Consider the following 17,808-nt stretch of genomic DNA (forward strand, 5'->3'; position numbering starts at 1 on the left):
TTTGTGCAACAAATTTAAATTATTACATCCAATTGTACTAAGTTCTTACTCATTTTATTAATTTAGCAATCGCTTTAAGCTAAAATTTATATGAACAAACGTATTATACTTACTGCATCTTTTTTTGGCGCAATTGCTGTTTTACTTGGCGCTTTTGGCGCACATGGATTAAAAGCTACAATTGATGCTCCTTCTTTAGAAATTTGGCAGAAAGGTGTTGAATACCAATTTTATCATACGTTTGCTCTTTTGTATTTATCAACTTTTGCAAGATATAGAAACAAGCTTATTAACATCGCATATTTTTGCTTTACTTTCGGTATTGTCCTCTTTTCTGGTTCGTTATATTTGTTGGCTACCAGAAGCATTTTAAACATTCCCTTTGTTGATCTTATTGGTCCAATTACGCCAATAGGAGGCTTACTTTTTGTTTTAGGCTGGATAATGTTATTCTTCGCCGCTTTAAAAGATAAATAATGAGTGTATTTGAACCTGATATTTTTGCAGAAAGAGAAACACTTTTTGTAGAAGTAATCTTGCCTTTATCTTTGGCTAAAAATTATACTTACCGTATTCCTTTTGATTTGAATAATCAGGTTGAAATAGGAAAACGGGTTGTTGTTCAATTCGGTAAACATAAAATTTATACGGCTTTAATAAGTAACATTACAACAACGCCTCCAACAGTTTACGAAGCCAAATATATAATTGATATCGTTGATGCAGAACCTGTTGTAACACCAACGCAACTTAAGTTTTGGCAATGGATGACCGATTATTATATGTGTAATGAAGGTGATGTAATGGCTGCAGCTTTACCGGCAAGCTTAAAATTAGCAAGCGAAACAATATTGCTTTTACGCGATGATTATGATGATGCTACTTCAGTTACTGAAAAAGAAGAAATCATAATTTCTACCTTAAAAAAACAACAACGATTAACGGTTAATGATGTTTCCAAATTACTTGGACAAAAGAGCATTTATCCAATAATTAATCAGCTTTTAGCTAAAGAACTTATTCTTGTGGCAGAAGAAGTTATTCAAAAATATAAGCCGTTACTTAAATCATTTATAATTCTTAACGATTTTTATAATGATGAAGAAAACCTTAAACAACTCTTTGCAGTATTAGAAAGAGCACCTAAACAATTAGATGCTTTGTTAGGCTATTTAAAATTAAATAAAGCTGGTCTACCAATTTCTAAAGAACAATTAATAGAAGAAAGTAATTGTGGTGCCGGAGCATTAAAAGCACTGACGGATAAAGAAATTTTTACTATTTTAAAAAGACCAGTAAGCAGATTAAACTCAACTGATGATGATTTTAGTGTTAACTTCAGTTTAAACGAGGGGCAGCAAAACGCATTAAATAAAATTAACGAATCATTTGTTGAAAAGGATGTTGTGCTTTTACACGGTGTTACTGCATCAGGCAAAACACAGGTTTACATCAAGTTAATAGAAGATATCATCAATAATAGTGATGAACAGGTTTTATTTCTTCTACCAGAAATTGCTTTAACTACGCAAATTGTAGAACGGATTAAACAATATTTTGGTAATACAATCGGTGTTTATCACTCAAAATTTAATAACAACGAAAGAGTAGAGATTTGGAATAAGGTTAAACAAAATGCTTTTAAAGTTGTTTTGGGAGCACGTTCGGCTGTATTTTTACCATTTCAAAACTTAAAACTCATTGTAGTTGATGAGGAACATGAACCATCTTACAAACAATACGATCCTGCTCCACGTTACCAGGCTAGAGATTCAGCAATCTATTTGGCACATTTACATAAAGCCAAAGTAATATTAGGCTCAGCTACACCATCTTTAGAAAGCTATTACAATGCGCTTAATGGGAAATATGGTTTGGTGGAGATGCATGAACGCTTTGGAGGTGTTAAACTCCCAAATCAACAGATTGTAAGTATTTCTGAAGAAACGAAACGTAAAACAATGGTTTCTTACTTCTCTAGTGTTCTTATTAAAGATATTGATTTGGCACTGAGTAAAAAGGAACAGATTGTGCTTTTTCAAAATAGGAGAGGTTATGCTACAATTCTAATCTGTGCAACTTGCGGTTATACACCTAAATGTGTAAACTGTGATGTAAGTTTAACGTACCATAAAAGTAGCGGCAAATTGCATTGCCATTATTGCGGTTATCAGCAGAGTAGCGTAAATATTTGTCCGGCTTGTGGTTCTGTTCATGTAGAACAGAAAGGTTTCGGTACAGAGCGTATTGAAGAGGAATTACGATTGTTATATCCAGAGGTAACCATAGCTCGTTTGGATATGGATACTACTCGAACTAAAAATGGTCTGCAGCAAATTTTAACCGATTTTCAAGATAAAAAAACAGATATATTAATTGGTACGCAAATGGTGGCCAAAGGATTAGATTTTGATAATCTGAGCCTTATTGGAGTAATTAATGCGGATACTTTGTTAGGGTATCCAGATTTTAGAGCTTACGAAAGAAGCTATCAGTTATTAGCACAAGTAGCGGGAAGAGCAGGAAGGAGAGCAGACCAGGGAAATGTTTGTATTCAAACTTACGATGCTGATAACCGCATTATTAAACAGGTAGTTGAAAATGATTACCAAGGAATGTATAACGATGAGATTTTGGAAAGGGAAAAGTTCTTATATCCACCATTTTCCAGAATGATTTTCCTTTATGTTAAACATAAAGATTCGATGGTTTTAGATAAAGCGTCGTTAACGCTAGCTCAAACACTTAAAGCTAAATTTGGTCCGCGTGTTTTAGGCCCTGAACAGCCATTGGTAAGCCGGGTAAGAAATCTCTATATCAAGCAAATTATTATTAAAGCAGATAAACACACTGCAATTAATAAAGTGAAAGCCGTTTTAAGAGAAACCCTTACCCAGTTTAATGCTACAAAAGATTTTAAGAGTGTTATTACTCAAATCGATGTAGATCCGTATTAGTTTTTACTGTTGAAATTGAATTGTATTCCAGCCGAAACAGGATTTAATAAAAACTCCCATTTGTTATAGGTGTTAATCGTTCTGCCTGCTAAGTTAGGCTGAGTAATATCTTGCTTCTCGTAAGAGTAGTTAAAGTCTAAGCTGCTTTCAGCGAAAATAGATAGGTTTGGAATGATGTTAATCTTCAACCCTAATGAAGGACTCATTACTAAGCCATTCTTAGTTGCATCAGCAGACTGATTACTTGTAGCAACACTTGAATTAGCAGGATTTAACATACCTGTAAAACGATTTGAACGATAACCGATATCAAAAGCAAAATATGGTTGGATGCGAGAATAATTGAAATTCTTCTCAAAACCTATTTTAAATGAATAATCCGTTACTTTTCCTCTTGCTATTTCACAAGTTTCACAAGTGTTTTGAAAACTTACATCTTTATCTCTGAAATAATTAGCACTAATTCTATAGCTAATTTGATTATCATTAAACTTTAGCATCAAGCCATTACCTGCCATTTTGGTATAGTCTTGAGCATTGGTTTGGTTTAAAATTTTAGGCAATTGCATTAAGCTATAACCTCTTACAGCAAGAGAATAGTTGAAATCGGCACTAGTTTGTGCGTAAGTAGTAAAAGATGCGCACAAGATAAATATGCTTAAAAGTCTTTTTTTCATTTACGAGAGATAGATTTTTTAGTATGTTTTGTAAGTTCAAAAGTAGAAATAATTATTAATTAACATGAGAATAATATTATTTAACCTTTATTGTCATAAATATTTAACAATAGCTGAGGCAATAAATTTTTAACTTTTGATTTTCTGTTACTTATAAAATGTTCAAAAAAATTAAAACGTATCACAACATAAAAACGCTACTTTTGAAACTTCATGGCCTATAAATTTGTTGATAACTACCGGGAAAGAGGAGCGAGAAAAAAGTTAGTTGAGTTACTAAAATCTCGCGGTATTGAGGATGAAAACGTACTTAAAGCTATAGGTAAAGTTCCTCGTCATTTCTTTTTTGATGAAACTTTCTGGAATCAAGCTTACAAAGATATTGCTTTTCCGATAGGAGATGGGCAAACGATATCTCAGCCTTATACTGTAGCCTACCAAAGCGAATTAGTTCATATTAAAAAAGGCGATAAGGTATTAGAAATTGGTACAGGTTCTGGCTACCAGACATGTATTTTATTAGAACTTGGTGCGAACGTTGTAACTATTGAGCGTCAGGAAAATATTTATAACCGCACCATTCAAATTTTACCTGGAATGGGATATCGTCCGAAATTTTATTGTGGAGATGGTTCAAAAGGTATTGCGGAAGAAGCACCTTACGATAAAATAATTGTTACTGCAGGTGCTCCTTTAGTTCCTGAAATATTATTGAAACAACTAAAAATTGGCGGTATTTTAGTTATTCCGGTAGGAGATGAGCATACGCAAAAAATGGTTACTGTGCTTAGAGTAAGCGAAACGGATTATGAAAAAATAGTACTCGATACTTTTAGATTTGTTCCGCTGGTTGGCGACCAGGCTTGGTAATTTATAATTGCGATGAAGAGGAATTAAACCGAGAAATCTAAACCTTCATCGCTCTATCCAATTCCCTTTTCGAATCTCTTTCTTTGATGCTGTCTCTCTTGTCAAATTCCTTTTTACCTTGGGCAAGCGCTAGTTCCATTTTAGCGAAACCTCTTTCGTTTACAAAAATCCTTAGCGGAACAATTGTGTAGCCTTTTTCTTCGCCTTTGACTTTTAACTTTCTAATTTCCTTTTTTTGCAATAGCAATGCTCTGTCTCTTTTAATATCGTGATGATAAAAAGAACTATGGCTATATTCAGAAATATGAAGATTGCGTACGTAAAGGTTTCCACCGATAAACATACAGAAAGCATCTGTCATGTTAGCTTTACCTTGTCTAATTGCTTTAATTTCAGTACCTAAAAGCGCTATTCCGGCAACATATTTATCAATAATGTTGTAATCAAAATATGCTCTCTTATTTTTTATGTTGATGTCGTTTTTCAAAATTGTGTAGTATTAAATTACCAATCAGAAGCCTAAGCTTTCAAATGGTTGGGATGCAAATATCTTAAAAATTGCTTTATTATTTCTTTTAAATTTATTTGCCTTCCTGTTTGTAATGTTCTGCTAATGTAAAACTCAAATTATAATTACATTGTTCGCAAATAAAAAATTATGTTTGGGTTTATTTATTGAATATGAAGTTTAGAAACGTTTTTTTTGTAGCCATTCTTTTATTTGCTTTTGGAGCAACCGCACAGCAACCTGCGTATTTACCGCAGTTTAAATTTTTTAAGCTCGATGGTAAACCATTTTCAAATGTGAATGTAAATCAATCGAAAAAAACGTTATTTATTCTTTTTGATTGCACTTGTGAGCATTGTCAGCGTGAAGCAACTGAACTAAATAAATCTTACAGCAAATTCAAAAATGTAAATATTTACATGGTTACGTTAGATGAGGCGATTTCTATTCAGAAGTTTTTTGGAACTTACGCACCAGGTTTAAATTTAAAGCCTAATGTTGTGGTGATGCAAGATAAAAACAGAACTTTCATACCAACCTTTTTACCAACAAAATATCCGGCAATGTATCTTTATTCAACCAGCGGAAAACTCTTAGTTTTTGGTGATGGCGATGGCGGAATCAAAAAGATTTTAAAATCTATCGGATAATTAAGACCGGAATATGTACGCGGTGTCTCACTGCGTCAACAGTTGTTCCAAAAATTAAGTCTTTTAATCCTTTATGCCCGTGAGCACCCATTACTAAAAGGTCTAGTTCGTTTTTATTGCTGATATCGGCAATTGCTTTAGCAGTGCCGCCAAACCCAATAAACGTAGTAGAATCATAACCTAAATCTGCAAGGTTAACTTTGTACTTTTCTAGGTTTTCAGCATCACTTTTAGTTTCGTGGTCCATTGCTTTATCACCATGATAACGAGCTACAGCGGTCTCAACAACATGAATCAGGTAATATTGAGCATCTTTGCCGCCTTGAATTAATGCATGTCTGATTGTGTTTCTATCATTTTTTGAGAAATCGACAGCAATTCCAATTCTTTGGTAACTGATTTTATCAATTTTACCGATATCCAAAGCCTCACCATGTGGAACCATTTGTTTTTCATGATTTCTTTTATCTAATAATGGATGGAAGAAAACGTATAAAAGCAACAAAACAGTTAAGGTAACAGCTGGAATAATGATTGCGTAAACCCACCATTCGTTGTTGTTTTTTGTCCATCCGCTAATTTCTTCGATAACGAGTTTCACATTTAAAGCAATAATAACGGCTGCACTTATCCATGCTAAAACCTTCACCCAGGTTTTAATTGCAAAATCTTTCATCAGTTTTTTATCTGATGTAAAATGAATTAAAGGAATAATTGCAAAACCTAGTTGTAAACTCAATACCACCTGACTCAATACCAATAATCCGCCTAAAGCATCATCACCATAATGTAGAATGGTGAAAAATGCAGGAACTATGGCCAAAAGCCTTGTAATTAATCTTCTTAACCATGGTTGTATACGTAGGTTTATATGGCCTTCCATCACAATTTGACCGGCTAGAGTACCTGTTACTGTAGAACTTTGTCCGGCTGCGATTAAAGCTATTGCAAATAATGTTGGTGCAATATTTCCGAAGATGTTTGAAAGCAATTTATGTGCATCCTGAATTTCGGCAACTTCGTGCAAACCATTTTTATAAAAAGCTGCAGCTGCTAAAATTAATATTGCTGCATTTACAAAAAATGCAAGGTTTAGAGCAACGGTGGTATCAATAAGGTTAAATTTTAGAGCTTCTTTAATGCCTTTGTTGGTTCGTTCTATTTTTCTGGTTTGAACAAGTGAGGAATGGAGATAAAGATTATGTGGCATAACTGTCGCTCCAATAATTCCGATTGCAATATAAAGTGCATCGCCACCTAAAACTGAAGGCTCAAAACCCCTTGCAATTTCTTTTAAAGATGGTTCTACAATAAACATTTCAACCAAAAAGGAAATACCAACTATAAAAACCATAGAAACGATGAAGCCTTCCATTGCCCTCATGCCTCTATTGAGAAGGAATAATAATAGTATGGTATCGAAGATGGTTATAGATATACCCCAGATTAAAGGTAAATCAAAAAGTAATTGTAAACCAATTGCCATTCCGATAATTTCGGCCAAATCACAAGCTACAATAGCGGTTTGAGCAAGCATAAAAAGTGGAATATTTGCCCACCTCGGATATGCATGTTTCGATGCCTGCGCTAAATCTAAACCTCTAACAATTCCTAATCTGGCACTGAGTGATTGCAGGAGCAGAGCAATCAGGTTCGACATTAATAGAACCCAGATTAACTGATATCCAAATTTACTTCCGCCAGCTAGATCTGTTGCCCAGTTTCCAGGGTCCATGTAGCCAACGCTAATTAAATAAGCAGGACCAATAAAAGATAAAATTCTGCGCCAACCTTTTCGTTTGCTCGTATCTACACTTTGGTGTACTTCGCTAAGCGATTCAGATTTTGCCATTATTACTTATTAAAATATGTTTTGCCACTTCTCTGCTAATGTTAATTTGTTTATCTCTTACTAATATTTCAACTGAACCATCAAAATCTGTAACATCGGTAATTTGTAAATGTTTACCTAAGGTTAAACCCATTTTTTCCAGGTGTTTTAAAAATGGAGAACTATGTTGACTAACGCCTGTAATTGTTCCAGAATCGCCAATTTTTAATTCTGTTAATTTAATAAATTGCATTTTTGCAAATGTTCCGTTTTTATCAGGAATTGGGTCGCCATGCGGATCTGATTTCGGAAAACCTAAAAACTCATCTAAACGTTCAATCAAATCGACAGATTTAATGTGCTCAAGTTCTTCTGCAACATCATGAACTTCATCCCACTTAAAATTTAACTTATCAACTAAAAAGACTTCCCATAATCTATGTTTTCTAACAATATTTATGGCTGCCTGTTTTCCCTTTTCTGTTAAAGTTACGCCTTGATATTTTACGTAATCTACAAGTTCTTTTTCAGCAAGTTTTTTCAGCATATCAGTTACCGATGCTGGTTTTGTTTGAATTTGCTCGGCAATGGCATTTGTTTGAACGTTTGTTGTTTTTTGAGCTAAATGATAAATTACTTTTAGATAATTTTCTTCGGTAAAACTTTGCATTTATATTTATCTAATTATATTTTTAGGTAAATCTAAAAAAAATAATTTAAAATATATATGATAAATTATGTTAAAATTTAGAATATAATTTGGTTATGTTTGTGTTCTCATTACCTTTAAAACATATGGCATCAGAATTAGACAAAATTGATTTTAGAATTTTAAAGATTTTACAGGAAAACGGTAGAATCACAAATCTCTTGTTATCTCAGGAAATCGGGCTTTCTCCTGCACCAACTTTAGAAAGAGTGCGTAAACTGGAAATGGCAGGATATATTAAAAGTTATCATGCACTGGTTGATGAGGAAAAACTTGGTTTGGGAATCAAAACCTTTATCCAAATTCAGTTAGATTTTCATAAAAACAATACCATTCAAATCTTTTTAGATGAGGTAAATCAAATTAAAGAAATTACTGAATGTCATCACGTTACTGGTCAGGCAGATTTCTTGTTAAAGGTTTACGTAAAAGATATTAAGGCTTATGAGCGTTTGATAATGGATAAAATCAGTAAAATATCGGTTGTGAAAACTTTCCAAACGATGATGATTATGTCTACTACTAAAAAGGAACCAATTGTACCGTTAGAATATTAGTTTTTAACATCTTATGCCTGAGTTGAATTTAACCAAATGTTTTTGGGATTAATACCAAAAGGTCAGTTACTTCAAAATAATTTGATTTATTATCGCTGAAATTTCATTTGCTTTCTGATAAACCATAAAGTGAGTTCCGGCATTAATTAAGAAATCGGGTTTAGCATTTTTTGAATATAAAATTCTATCATTAGTGCCATGGATATGGTAGAGGTTTTTTGGTTTTATATTGTTTTTCCAAGTAATAATACTACCAATAGCCCATTTTAAAAAATTAGATTCAGTATCATTAACAATTTTAGTTAAAAGTAATTTTTCTTCTTTATTGCTTACTCCAAAGAAATAATTTTGCGTTAGTTTATTTGAAGATTTTAATATACCCGCCGGAATAAATTTTAGAACATTCAATTTACCTGCGAAGCGATATAATCTTGGTAATTGATTACTTAATATTGTTGTAGATATAACTATTGTTGCTTTTGGTGAGCATATTTTAGCTATTTCAGTCGAAAGCATTCCTCCAAAAGAAACGCCAATCAATACAAACGGTGACGTTTGATCAATAACCTTACTTAAGCGTTTTGCATAATCAGGTAAGGATTCGTTACTTAATGGCTCAATCCAGTTTACATGAATAATATTTATGCTTTTATCTAGCTTAATTTTATCAAATATTCTTCTATCTGCACCTAATCCACTGATGAAATATGCATTTATTAAGCTTGCAACTTCCAATCTATTGGGGTTAAATTATTCTGTACTAATAATTGATTTGCTTTTGAGAAATGCTTTGAACCAAAAAAACCATTGTAAGCAGAAAAAGGTGATGGATGCGCTGCCGTTAAAACATAATGCTTTTTTTGGTCGATTATAGATGCCTTTTGTTGTGCGTACTTGCCCCAAAGTAAAAACACAATGTGCTCTTTCTTATCAGACAAGGATTTTATTATTTCATCAGTAAAAATTTCCCAGCCACGGTTTTGATGAGAACCAGCTTCTGATGCTCTCACAGTAAGAGTAGCATTTAAAAGTAAAACACCTTGCTCTGCCCAGTTAATTAAATGACCATGATTAGGAGTCTTAAATCCATCAATATCGGTTTCCAGTTCTTTATAAATGTTTTTTAAAGACGGTGGAATCGCAACTCCCTTTTGAACAGAAAATGAAAGTCCATGTGCCTGACCAATACCATGATAAGGATCTTGCCCAAGAATTACAATCTTAACTTTATCAAATGGAGTGGTATTTAAAGCATTAAAAATGTCAGCTCCTTTAGGATAAACATTGTGACCTTTTTGTTTTTCTTCCTGTAAAAAAGCCTTCAGGCTTTTCATATAATCTTTCTCAAACTCATCATTCAAAACGGCCAACCAACCAGGTTCTAACGCAGCAGACATATATTTTTAGATTTATATTAGTTGAATTACCTTTTAGCTTTAAGAATAGCTAACAAATCTCCTTCTAAAGTTGTTTTTGGATGCTCCACAATTCTTCCAACTTCATTGCCTTTTTTATCATATACGATAAAGGTTGGAACATTTTGGATATTTAAACCATCAATAATTCCATTTTCAGCTTTCTTACTTCCATCCACGGCAATTATTTCAGTATTTTTCTCTTTAAACTGAAGCGCATCTAACACTTTAAAAAAGTTAGGTACATTCACTTTGCTATCTCCACACCAAGTACCTAAAACAATCTTAATTCGCTCTTTGCCTATAAGTTTTTTTAATTCAATCATTGTAGCCGCATCAGGAACATAAGCAGCATATAATGGATCGTACATTTCTTTGAATTCTGGAAAAGAAATTAATCCTTCGCGTGTGCAAGTGTTTATTAATATATCTTTATTACGGGCTTGGTCGTGTATTTTCTTATTTACTTCTTGTGCAGAAACATTCATTGCGATGATTATTAAGGTAATTGATAGTAAAATTTTCATATTAATTTGTTGGTTTTTGGTAGTTGTAAAATTTTATTGAAATTATTGTTTTAAAATCTAAAATCTGCTATTTAAACACGATATTTGCAAAAAAAAAATACTTAGAATAAATTTTATGCCAAATTTTATTAGATTGATAGCAGGGTTTGCATTATTAGGAGGCGCAGTTGCTTTATTCATATTTGGTTTATGGCCATGGGGAATTATTGCAATCTTGCTTGGAATAATTGTTTTAGTAACTTATTTCTTTAATGAGAACATGCTTTTAGCGCAATGGTTTTTACGTAAGGATAATATGCCGAAAGCTCAACAATTTTTAAACCGTATAACAAATTACGAAAGCCAGTTAATAAAAGTTCAACATGGTTATTACAACTTACTTGTTGGCTTAATTGAGAGCAGAACGTCTCCGATGAAATCGGAAAAATATTTTAAAGCAGCACTCAGTTTGGGTATGCAAATGGACCACAACGTTGCTTTAGCAAAACTTAGCTTAGCCGGAATTGCAATGGCAAAACGTAACAAGCGTGAAGCTACAATGTATTTAGCTGATGCAAAAAAAGCTGACAAAAATAAATTACTTGCCGACCAGATTAAACAGATGAAAGACCAAATGGGAATGATGGATAAGCAACAACAAGTTAGATACAGATAATAAAAATACTGAAGCCGTTTCTTTTAAGAAGCGGCTTTTTTGTTTATGGTTGTTTGTAATGAAAAGAGATTTTTGGATTCAATATTTATAAAACAAGCATTCCTTTCACTGCTTACGAATCTGGTTTTTACTACTTTCCATTTAAAATAATTTGCAGCGCAAATACAACGTAATAATTAATTGTTCGTCCTGCTTATCGCTACAATCTTTTTGAGCTTCTGTCATTCTGAGGTACGAAGAATCTGTTTCATCGGTTGCAGATGCTTCGTGCCTCAGCATGACAGCTCATTTGGAGTTTACTGCACCAAAAAGTATTTTCGCTTTAATCAGGGCTATTTAACTTAGGCTTGTGCAAGGAAAACCCCTCATAGTAGTACCATCGAATGTTCTTTAAACCTGATTGGTGCGAAAATACTTTTTGTTTTTACTTGCAATTAAGGGTGTAAAGTACTTCAGGAGTTTATTTCTAATTGCTTAAGCAAACTGAAGGCTAAAACAAAAAGATTGCAGCGAAAGCAGGGCTAACGTTAATCTGGTTGCTGCAATTGCTTTTCAAAATTATCTGTTTAAGAAATTCTAAAACTTATTGATTTGCTAAATGTAGTATAATAAAACATTTACTTATGGCAACATCACAAGAAGGAAGTACTAACAATACTCAGGAAGAAAATAATATTAAAGATTTGGGCGGCAAAGAAGCTGTTGAAAAATTACGCGATTTAGCTGAGAAAGCAGAAAGCTGTTTTTTTTGTACCAGTATTAAAACCGGAGTACCTTTATCTATCAGACCGATGGCAATTCAGCAGGTTGATGATGAAGGTAATATTTGGTTTATGAGTATGAAAGACAGTCACAAAAATGATGAAATTTCGAGTGATCCGTTTACACATTTATTATTCCAGGCTGGTGCACATTCTGGTTTCGTAAATATTTACGGGATTTCGGAAATTAGTCGCGACCAAGCAAAAATTGATGAACTTTGGAGTCCGTTTATAAAAACCTGGTTTCAGGGTGGGAAGGATGATCCGAATATTACGTTAATTAAAGTAATCCCATCAGAAGGGTATTATTGGGATACAAAACACGGAACAGCAGTTGCATTCTTGAAAATGGCAGCTTCTGTAGTTACCGGTAAAACAATGGACGATTCTGTTGAGGGAACTTTAGATATTGATTAAATGAGTTTAAAGCTGAAAGCTTAAAGTAAAAAGTTGAAGGTTTGATTATTTATCACCTAAATAATCAAATCCTTCAAATTCTTCTCTTTGATTTCTTTTACTCAAAATATCATCTTCTTCGGCTTCAGCTCTTTTAAAGAAAAATGCTTCTGCCTGGATTCTTTTAATTAATTGATGAACAAGAGATAGATCAAACGCATCTTTACTAAGTTTAATGCAATATTCTCTTTCGGTAATCTCTAAGCTTGAAGTATTCATATGGCAATGATTTTATGTTATCGATTGCTGTAAATATAGAAAAGGCTTGCTAAACAATTGTTAGCAAGCCTTTTAAGTTTATGTGATCTTTATGTTAACCTCAGGATTTTATTTTTGAGATAAAAATAAACCATCATCAGTTTTTGCAACTTTTAGAATGTTCTTAGCAGTTAATGCTTTTAAAGTAGTATCCCACTTTTTGTTACTCCAATCTGTTAATTGTGCTTTAACATCTGCTAATAATATATTTTCACCTTCTTTAACTAAAGAAAACAATTCAGTTTCTTCTGGAGATAATTCAATTTTCTTTTTCTCAGGGCGCATTTGCGGGAAAAATAATACTTCTTGAATTGTGCTTTGATTGGTCATTAACATCACAATTCTATCGATACCAAATCCTAAACCTGAGGTTGGAGGCATACCATATTCTAAAGCACGAACAAAATCATCATCCATTGCCATAGCTTCGGCATCGCCACGATCTGCAAGTTTTAACTGGTCTTCAAAACGTTCTTTTTGGTCGATAGGATCGTTAAGTTCTGAATATGCATTACCAATTTCTTTTCCGTTAACAAAAATTTCGAAACGCTCAACCAATCCTTCAGCAGAACGATGTTTTTTAGCAAGCGGCGTCATTTCGATAGGATAATCGGTAATAAACGTTGGCTGAATTAAATTAGCCTCAACTTTATCGCTGAAAATTTCATCAACTAATTTACCACGACCCATTGTAGAATCGGTTTCGATGCCTAAATCTTTACAAGTTTGAAGCAATTGCTCTTCATTCATTGCAGAAACATCAATGCCGGTATATTTTTGGATTGATTCGTACATGGTTAATTTTTCGTACGGACCTTCGAAATTGATTTCGTTTTCGCCAACTTTAACTTTTGCAGAACCGTTTGTTGCAATGGCAACTTTTTCTAAACACTCCTCAACCATAGCCATCATCCAGATATAATCTTTATAGGCTACATAAATCTCCATTGAGGTATATTCAGGATTATGTGTTCTGTCCATACCTTCATTACGGAACATTTTACCGAACTCATAAACGCCGTCAAAACCAGCAACAATTAAGCGTTTTAAATATAACTCATTTGCAATACGCAAATAAAGTGGCATATCTAATGTATTGTGATGTGTAGCAAATGGACGGGCAGCAGCACCACCATGGATTGGCTGAAGAATAGGCGTTTCAACTTCCATCCATCCTTGGTTATCAAAGTAATTACGCATACTGTTAATTACTTTACTACGTTTGATGAAGATTTGTTTGTAATCGGGATTTACCGTTAAGTCTACGTAACGCATACGGTAGCGCAATTCCGGATTTGTAAAGCCATCGTAAACGTTTCCTTCATCATCGCGTTTTACAATTGGTAACGGACGTAAAGATTTTGAAAGAACTTTAAATTCTGTAACATGGATTGAAATTTCTCCGGTTTGGGTTGTAAATACGTAACCTTTAACACCGATAAAATCGCCAATATCTAAAAGTTTCTTAAAAACTGTATTGTATAAAGTTTTGTCTTCTGTAGGACAAAGTTCATCTCTTTTTAAATATACCTGAATACGGCCGGTAGAATCTTGAATCTCAGCAAAAGAAGCAGCACCCATAATGTTACGCCCCATAATACGACCAGCTAAACTTACTGTCTTATATGCAGTTTTATCTTTTTCGTAGTTTGCTAAAATATCTGCAGCAGTTACATTAATATCATAAGATTCTGCAGGGTAGGGCTCAATACCTAGTTCGCGTAATTGTTTTAGCGACTCACGCCGTAATATTTCTTGTTCTGATAATCCTATACTCATTTCGGGTATTTTTTGCAAAAGTAAGAATTTTGCAAGTGGTTTAATAATAGTTTCTGTTCTTTATGAGCGACTAAACTAAAAAATTAACGAGAAGATGAATCTGTTTGTTTAATCTTCTTCATCGTACTGTTCAAAAAACAACAGTAATATAAAATATGCTATAATTGGAGTTGTAAATATTGCCAATAAAAGCGAGCCTCCAAAACCTAAATATGTATTGCTCCCATAATCTGCGACAGCCCAGTACAAATAAATAACGATAGAGCAGGTTAATAGTCCGAGAACTATTACTATAATTTCTGGTGTTCCTATTGAGAGCATATATTTTTATCAGAGATGAAAATTCTACGGCTATAGTTTAGAAATATGAAAACTGTACTAAGGAATCGTTCATCAGCAGTATTAATGCTATAACGTTTAGTTAAAGTGATATAGAAATACAACATTACCCGTGTAAGCTGTTTTAGTTTGGCCTTTAATATCGAGGTTTGCTTCGATAACTACTTTTGTAATTCCTCTTAAATCACAAATGTTTATCAATTTTGCCCTTAATTGAACTTCATCATTAACTAAAACAGGTTTGTTGAATTTAAATTTTTCAATACCGTAGTTTACTTCCATTTTAACATTTTGAATATCAGCTATTTGTTTCCATAAATATGGGATAAGCGATAATGTTAAATAACCGTGAGCTATTGTTGAGCCAAATGGACTTTCTGCTTTTGCTTTTTCTGGATCAGTATGAATCCATTGAAAATCTAATGTAGCCTCTGCAAATTTATTTATTTGCTCTTGCTCTATTTTATGCCAATTTGAAGCACCAATTTGCTGTCCTAGGTATGATTTGTACTCTTCAAAACTATTTATTATTACCATAAAAATAACACCTCCTTTTTATGGGAGTTTTTAATGCAAGTCCTACTTATTTAGGATACAGATTGGAAGGTAGATAAATTAAGTAAGATTAAGAAGTTTACCCAATAAAAAAGGTGACATCCTTATTACAGAACATCACCTTTTAAGTGAATGAATTAAACTTAGTTTTCTGCTTCTACACCTTCTTCATACATTTCATCTATCACATCAGAATATTTCTTTTCTACAACCCGACGTTTAACTTTCATCGTTGGTGTAATTTCTCCTTCATCAATATTGAAAGGATTACGTTTAATTTTAAAGTTTTTGATGCGTTCGAATTTTGCCAGTTCGTTTGAGATTTTTTTGATGTCTTGCTCAATCCAGTCTATAATTTCCTGGTCTTTAATAAATGGATCGCTTTCTTCGAAAAAAGATGGTTTAAGTTTGAATGTTTCCTCCAATGTTTCTCTATTCGGAATAATGATAGCCGTAATAAATTCTCGCTTATCTCCAATTAAAAACAATTGGTCTATTTTCGGGCTTTTTAAGTAAATGTTCTCTACTGGCGTAGGATAAACATTTTTGCCATAAGCATTAACAATCATGTTCTTCAAACGGTCAGTGATTTGTAGGTTTCCTTTGTAAAAACGGCCAATATCTCCGGTATGAAACCACATTTCTCTATCAATAGCTTCGGCCGTTTCAGCAGGTTTATTAAAGTACCCTTTCATAACGCAGTGGCCACGAACAATTACTTCACCTTCTTCACATTCAAATTCTTCGTTAAATGTATCATGAGTTTGAATATTGATGATTTTCTTCGTGTCTACATCTTGTATTCCAACTTCAATGCCTGGAATTACACGACCAACCGTTCCGTAAACCTGGCGGTGGTATTCTGTAACCGACATCACGGGAGAGGTTTCTGTTAAACCAAAACCTTCTAATATTTTAATCCCTAAATCGCCAAAAAATTCGCCAACATTTTTGGGTAATGCAGCACCACCAGAAATCATAAATTTTAATCTTCCACCAGTTTTTTCCTTTATTTTGCTAAAAACCAGTTTTTCAGCAATTGCTTTTTTGGTTGATAAAATTAAACTGGGGTTTTTGCCAGCTTCTTTTGCCACGCGATAATTTTTGCCGGTTTCTAAAGCCCAGGTAAAAATCTTTGCTTTCGTTCCACCTGCAGCAGTTCCAGATTTTATAGCTTTATCATGAATTCGTTCCAACAACCTAGGTACACAACTCATAACCGTCGGACGAACTTCGCCCATATTTTTAGCCAACAACTCTAAACTTTGTGCAAATGCAATTTTACAACCCTGTGTGCAGCAAACATGATATGTTGCTGTACGTTCAAATACGTGTGAAAGCGGCAAGAAAGAAAGGAAAGTTTCAGTTTGGTCTATTACTGGAATTTGTTGTAAACAAACTTCAACATTTTTAACAAAATTATAATGCGTTAGCATTACACCTTTTGGCGTTCCGGTTGTGCCAGAAGTATAAATTAATGATGAAACATCTTCTGGTAAAACCAAATTTCTACATTGATCTATTTCTGCTTTCTCTGCTGCAGTTATTTGATGTTTTAAAGCAAGAATATCTGAGAATGCAATAACTTCTACATTTACATCCGCAGGAATTGTAACTTTCTCAAAATCTTTGAAAGTTGATATAATGTATTTTAACTCTTTACAATTTCCTGCAACTTTTAAAACCTTCCTGTAAAGAAAATTATTGCCAACTAATATTGATTTTATACCCGAATCATTTATAATATAAGATACTTCTTGCTCTGAAAGTGTTGGATAAATGGATACATTTATCGCTCCGATTTGCTGGATACCTTGATCGTAATAAACATATTCCGGAGAATTTTCAATCATTAAACCCAAACGGTCGCCTTTTTTAATTCCCTTTTCTAAAAAATAGGCAGAAACCGCATCTGCTCTTTTTAAAGTATCTTCAAAAGAAATTTCTACCCATTCTGCGCCTTGTTTATGTATTAAAAAGGTTTCTTGTGGTTGGTGAATGTTTTTTACAACATTTCTTAACAGGGTAGGGACAGTTGAAAATTCGTTAATTAATGGCATTGCTCGTTATTTGGCGTTCGTTATAATTAACAATAATAATGCTTTTTGGTTTAAAATTGCAAATTGATGTATTTGTCTTGATAATTTCCCGCAGACTAGAAAGATAAACGCAGATTTAAATAATCGTCGTCATTGCGAGGCACGAAGCAATCTCCATCGACAAAAGTATTGGTAAAAAGAACTTGAATTGCCGGATCAGCGTTTATTGCCAGAATAAAAAATAACTTAAAATGCAAAAAGGCTT

18 protein-coding genes are annotated in these 17,808 nt (G+C 33.4%); 7 read left to right on the plus strand and 11 right to left on the minus strand.

Going from position 1 to position 17,808, the window contains the following annotated elements; genetic code table 11:
* The first annotated feature begins 90 nt into the window (after positions 1-90).
* Both ACO05K_RS05135 and priA read left to right on the plus strand, forming a co-directional pair.
* Complete coding sequence (locus ACO05K_RS05135; RefSeq protein ID WP_421943383.1) at positions 91-477, plus strand: DUF423 domain-containing protein; 387 nt, start codon at positions 91-93, stop codon at positions 475-477.
* The gene (priA, locus tag ACO05K_RS05140; protein WP_421943384.1) at positions 477-2,957 is read left to right on the plus strand and encodes a replication restart helicase PriA; all 2,481 of its coding nucleotides are present in this window, start codon (positions 477-479) and stop codon (positions 2,955-2,957) included. Before ACO05K_RS05135 ends, priA begins: the two co-directional genes overlap by 1 nt.
* Here the strand turns inward: priA and ACO05K_RS05145 are convergent.
* Positions 2,954-3,634: a hypothetical protein gene (locus tag ACO05K_RS05145; protein WP_421943385.1), complete on the minus strand. Its 681-nt coding sequence runs from the start codon at positions 3,632-3,634 to the stop codon at positions 2,954-2,956. The genes priA and ACO05K_RS05145 overlap by 4 nt on opposite strands.
* 213 nt (positions 3,635-3,847) lie before the next feature.
* Here ACO05K_RS05145 and ACO05K_RS05150 point away from each other — a divergent pair, with 213 nt between their 5' ends.
* Positions 3,848-4,504 carry a protein-L-isoaspartate(D-aspartate) O-methyltransferase gene (locus ACO05K_RS05150; RefSeq protein ID WP_421943386.1) on the plus strand — a complete coding sequence of 219 codons (657 nt, stop codon included), beginning with the start codon at positions 3,848-3,850 and terminating at the stop codon, positions 4,502-4,504.
* Between the two features lie 37 nt (positions 4,505-4,541).
* On the opposite strand, the gene smpB is transcribed toward ACO05K_RS05150, so the two are convergent.
* Entirely contained in the window at positions 4,542-4,991 is a 450-nt protein-coding gene (gene smpB / locus ACO05K_RS05155; protein ID WP_421943387.1) for an SsrA-binding protein, read from the minus strand.
* A gap of 194 nt (positions 4,992-5,185) precedes the next feature.
* On the opposite strand from smpB, the gene ACO05K_RS05160 reads away from it, so the two are divergent.
* Positions 5,186-5,662, plus strand: coding sequence for a TlpA family protein disulfide reductase (locus tag ACO05K_RS05160; protein WP_421943388.1), 477 nt, complete (start codon positions 5,186-5,188; stop codon positions 5,660-5,662).
* Here ACO05K_RS05160 and ACO05K_RS05165 read toward each other — a convergent pair.
* Positions 5,652-7,514, minus strand: coding sequence for an Nramp family divalent metal transporter (locus tag ACO05K_RS05165; RefSeq protein ID WP_421943389.1), 1,863 nt, complete (start codon positions 7,512-7,514; stop codon positions 5,652-5,654). The genes ACO05K_RS05160 and ACO05K_RS05165 overlap by 11 nt on opposite strands.
* Positions 7,501-8,163 (minus strand): metal-dependent transcriptional regulator, encoded by a 663-nt coding sequence (locus tag ACO05K_RS05170; RefSeq protein WP_421943390.1) that lies wholly within the window; start codon positions 8,161-8,163, stop codon positions 7,501-7,503. Before ACO05K_RS05170 ends, ACO05K_RS05165 begins: the two co-directional genes overlap by 14 nt.
* 125 nt (positions 8,164-8,288) lie before the next feature.
* Here ACO05K_RS05170 and ACO05K_RS05175 point away from each other — a divergent pair, with 125 nt between their 5' ends.
* Positions 8,289-8,759 (plus strand): Lrp/AsnC family transcriptional regulator, encoded by a 471-nt coding sequence (locus ACO05K_RS05175; RefSeq protein ID WP_090883791.1) that lies wholly within the window; start codon positions 8,289-8,291, stop codon positions 8,757-8,759.
* Positions 8,760-8,825: 66 nt separating this feature from the next.
* Here ACO05K_RS05175 and ACO05K_RS05180 read toward each other — a convergent pair whose 3' ends face one another.
* The 3 genes from ACO05K_RS05180 to ACO05K_RS05190 are packed head-to-tail and all read right to left on the minus strand — an operon-like array spanning position 8,826 to position 10,701.
* On the minus strand, positions 8,826-9,494 hold the full coding sequence (locus tag ACO05K_RS05180) for an alpha/beta fold hydrolase (protein WP_421943391.1): 669 nt from the start codon (positions 9,492-9,494) through the stop codon (positions 8,826-8,828).
* Positions 9,476-10,156 (minus strand): uracil-DNA glycosylase, encoded by a 681-nt coding sequence (gene ung / locus ACO05K_RS05185; protein ID WP_421943392.1) that lies wholly within the window; start codon positions 10,154-10,156, stop codon positions 9,476-9,478. The genes ACO05K_RS05180 and ung overlap by 19 nt, the downstream gene beginning before the upstream one ends.
* Before the next feature lie 26 nt (positions 10,157-10,182).
* Complete coding sequence (locus ACO05K_RS05190) at positions 10,183-10,701, minus strand: thioredoxin family protein (protein ID WP_421943393.1); 519 nt, start codon at positions 10,699-10,701, stop codon at positions 10,183-10,185.
* 115 nt (positions 10,702-10,816) lie between these two features.
* Here ACO05K_RS05190 and ACO05K_RS05195 point away from each other — a divergent pair, with 115 nt between their 5' ends.
* Together ACO05K_RS05195 and ACO05K_RS05200 are read left to right on the plus strand one after the other, a co-directional pair.
* Entirely contained in the window at positions 10,817-11,356 is a 540-nt protein-coding gene (locus ACO05K_RS05195; RefSeq protein WP_421943394.1) for a DUF2892 domain-containing protein, read from the plus strand.
* 623 nt (positions 11,357-11,979) lie between these two features.
* Complete coding sequence (locus tag ACO05K_RS05200) at positions 11,980-12,534, plus strand: pyridoxamine 5'-phosphate oxidase family protein (RefSeq protein WP_421943395.1); 555 nt, start codon at positions 11,980-11,982, stop codon at positions 12,532-12,534.
* Between the two features lie 45 nt (positions 12,535-12,579).
* On the opposite strand, the gene ACO05K_RS05205 is transcribed toward ACO05K_RS05200, so the two are convergent.
* The 4 genes from ACO05K_RS05205 to ACO05K_RS05220 form a co-directional block, all read right to left on the minus strand.
* A complete protein-coding gene (locus tag ACO05K_RS05205; protein ID WP_421943396.1) occupies positions 12,580-12,792 on the minus strand; it encodes a hypothetical protein in 213 nt (70 codons plus the stop codon).
* A gap of 108 nt (positions 12,793-12,900) precedes the next feature.
* Positions 12,901-14,610: a lysine--tRNA ligase gene (gene lysS / locus ACO05K_RS05210; protein WP_421943397.1), complete on the minus strand. Its 1,710-nt coding sequence runs from the start codon at positions 14,608-14,610 to the stop codon at positions 12,901-12,903.
* 417 nt (positions 14,611-15,027) lie between these two features.
* A complete protein-coding gene (locus tag ACO05K_RS05215) occupies positions 15,028-15,486 on the minus strand; it encodes a MaoC family dehydratase (RefSeq protein WP_421943398.1) in 459 nt (152 codons plus the stop codon).
* A 161-nt stretch (positions 15,487-15,647) separates the two neighbouring features.
* Positions 15,648-17,564: an AMP-dependent synthetase/ligase gene (locus ACO05K_RS05220; protein ID WP_421943399.1), complete on the minus strand. Its 1,917-nt coding sequence runs from the start codon at positions 17,562-17,564 to the stop codon at positions 15,648-15,650.
* Positions 17,565-17,808: the final 244 nt, after the last annotated feature.

The sequence above is a fragment of the Pedobacter sp. genome (assembly GCF_965227205.1).
In the GTDB taxonomy this organism is placed as follows: domain Bacteria; phylum Bacteroidota; class Bacteroidia; order Sphingobacteriales; family Sphingobacteriaceae; genus Pedobacter.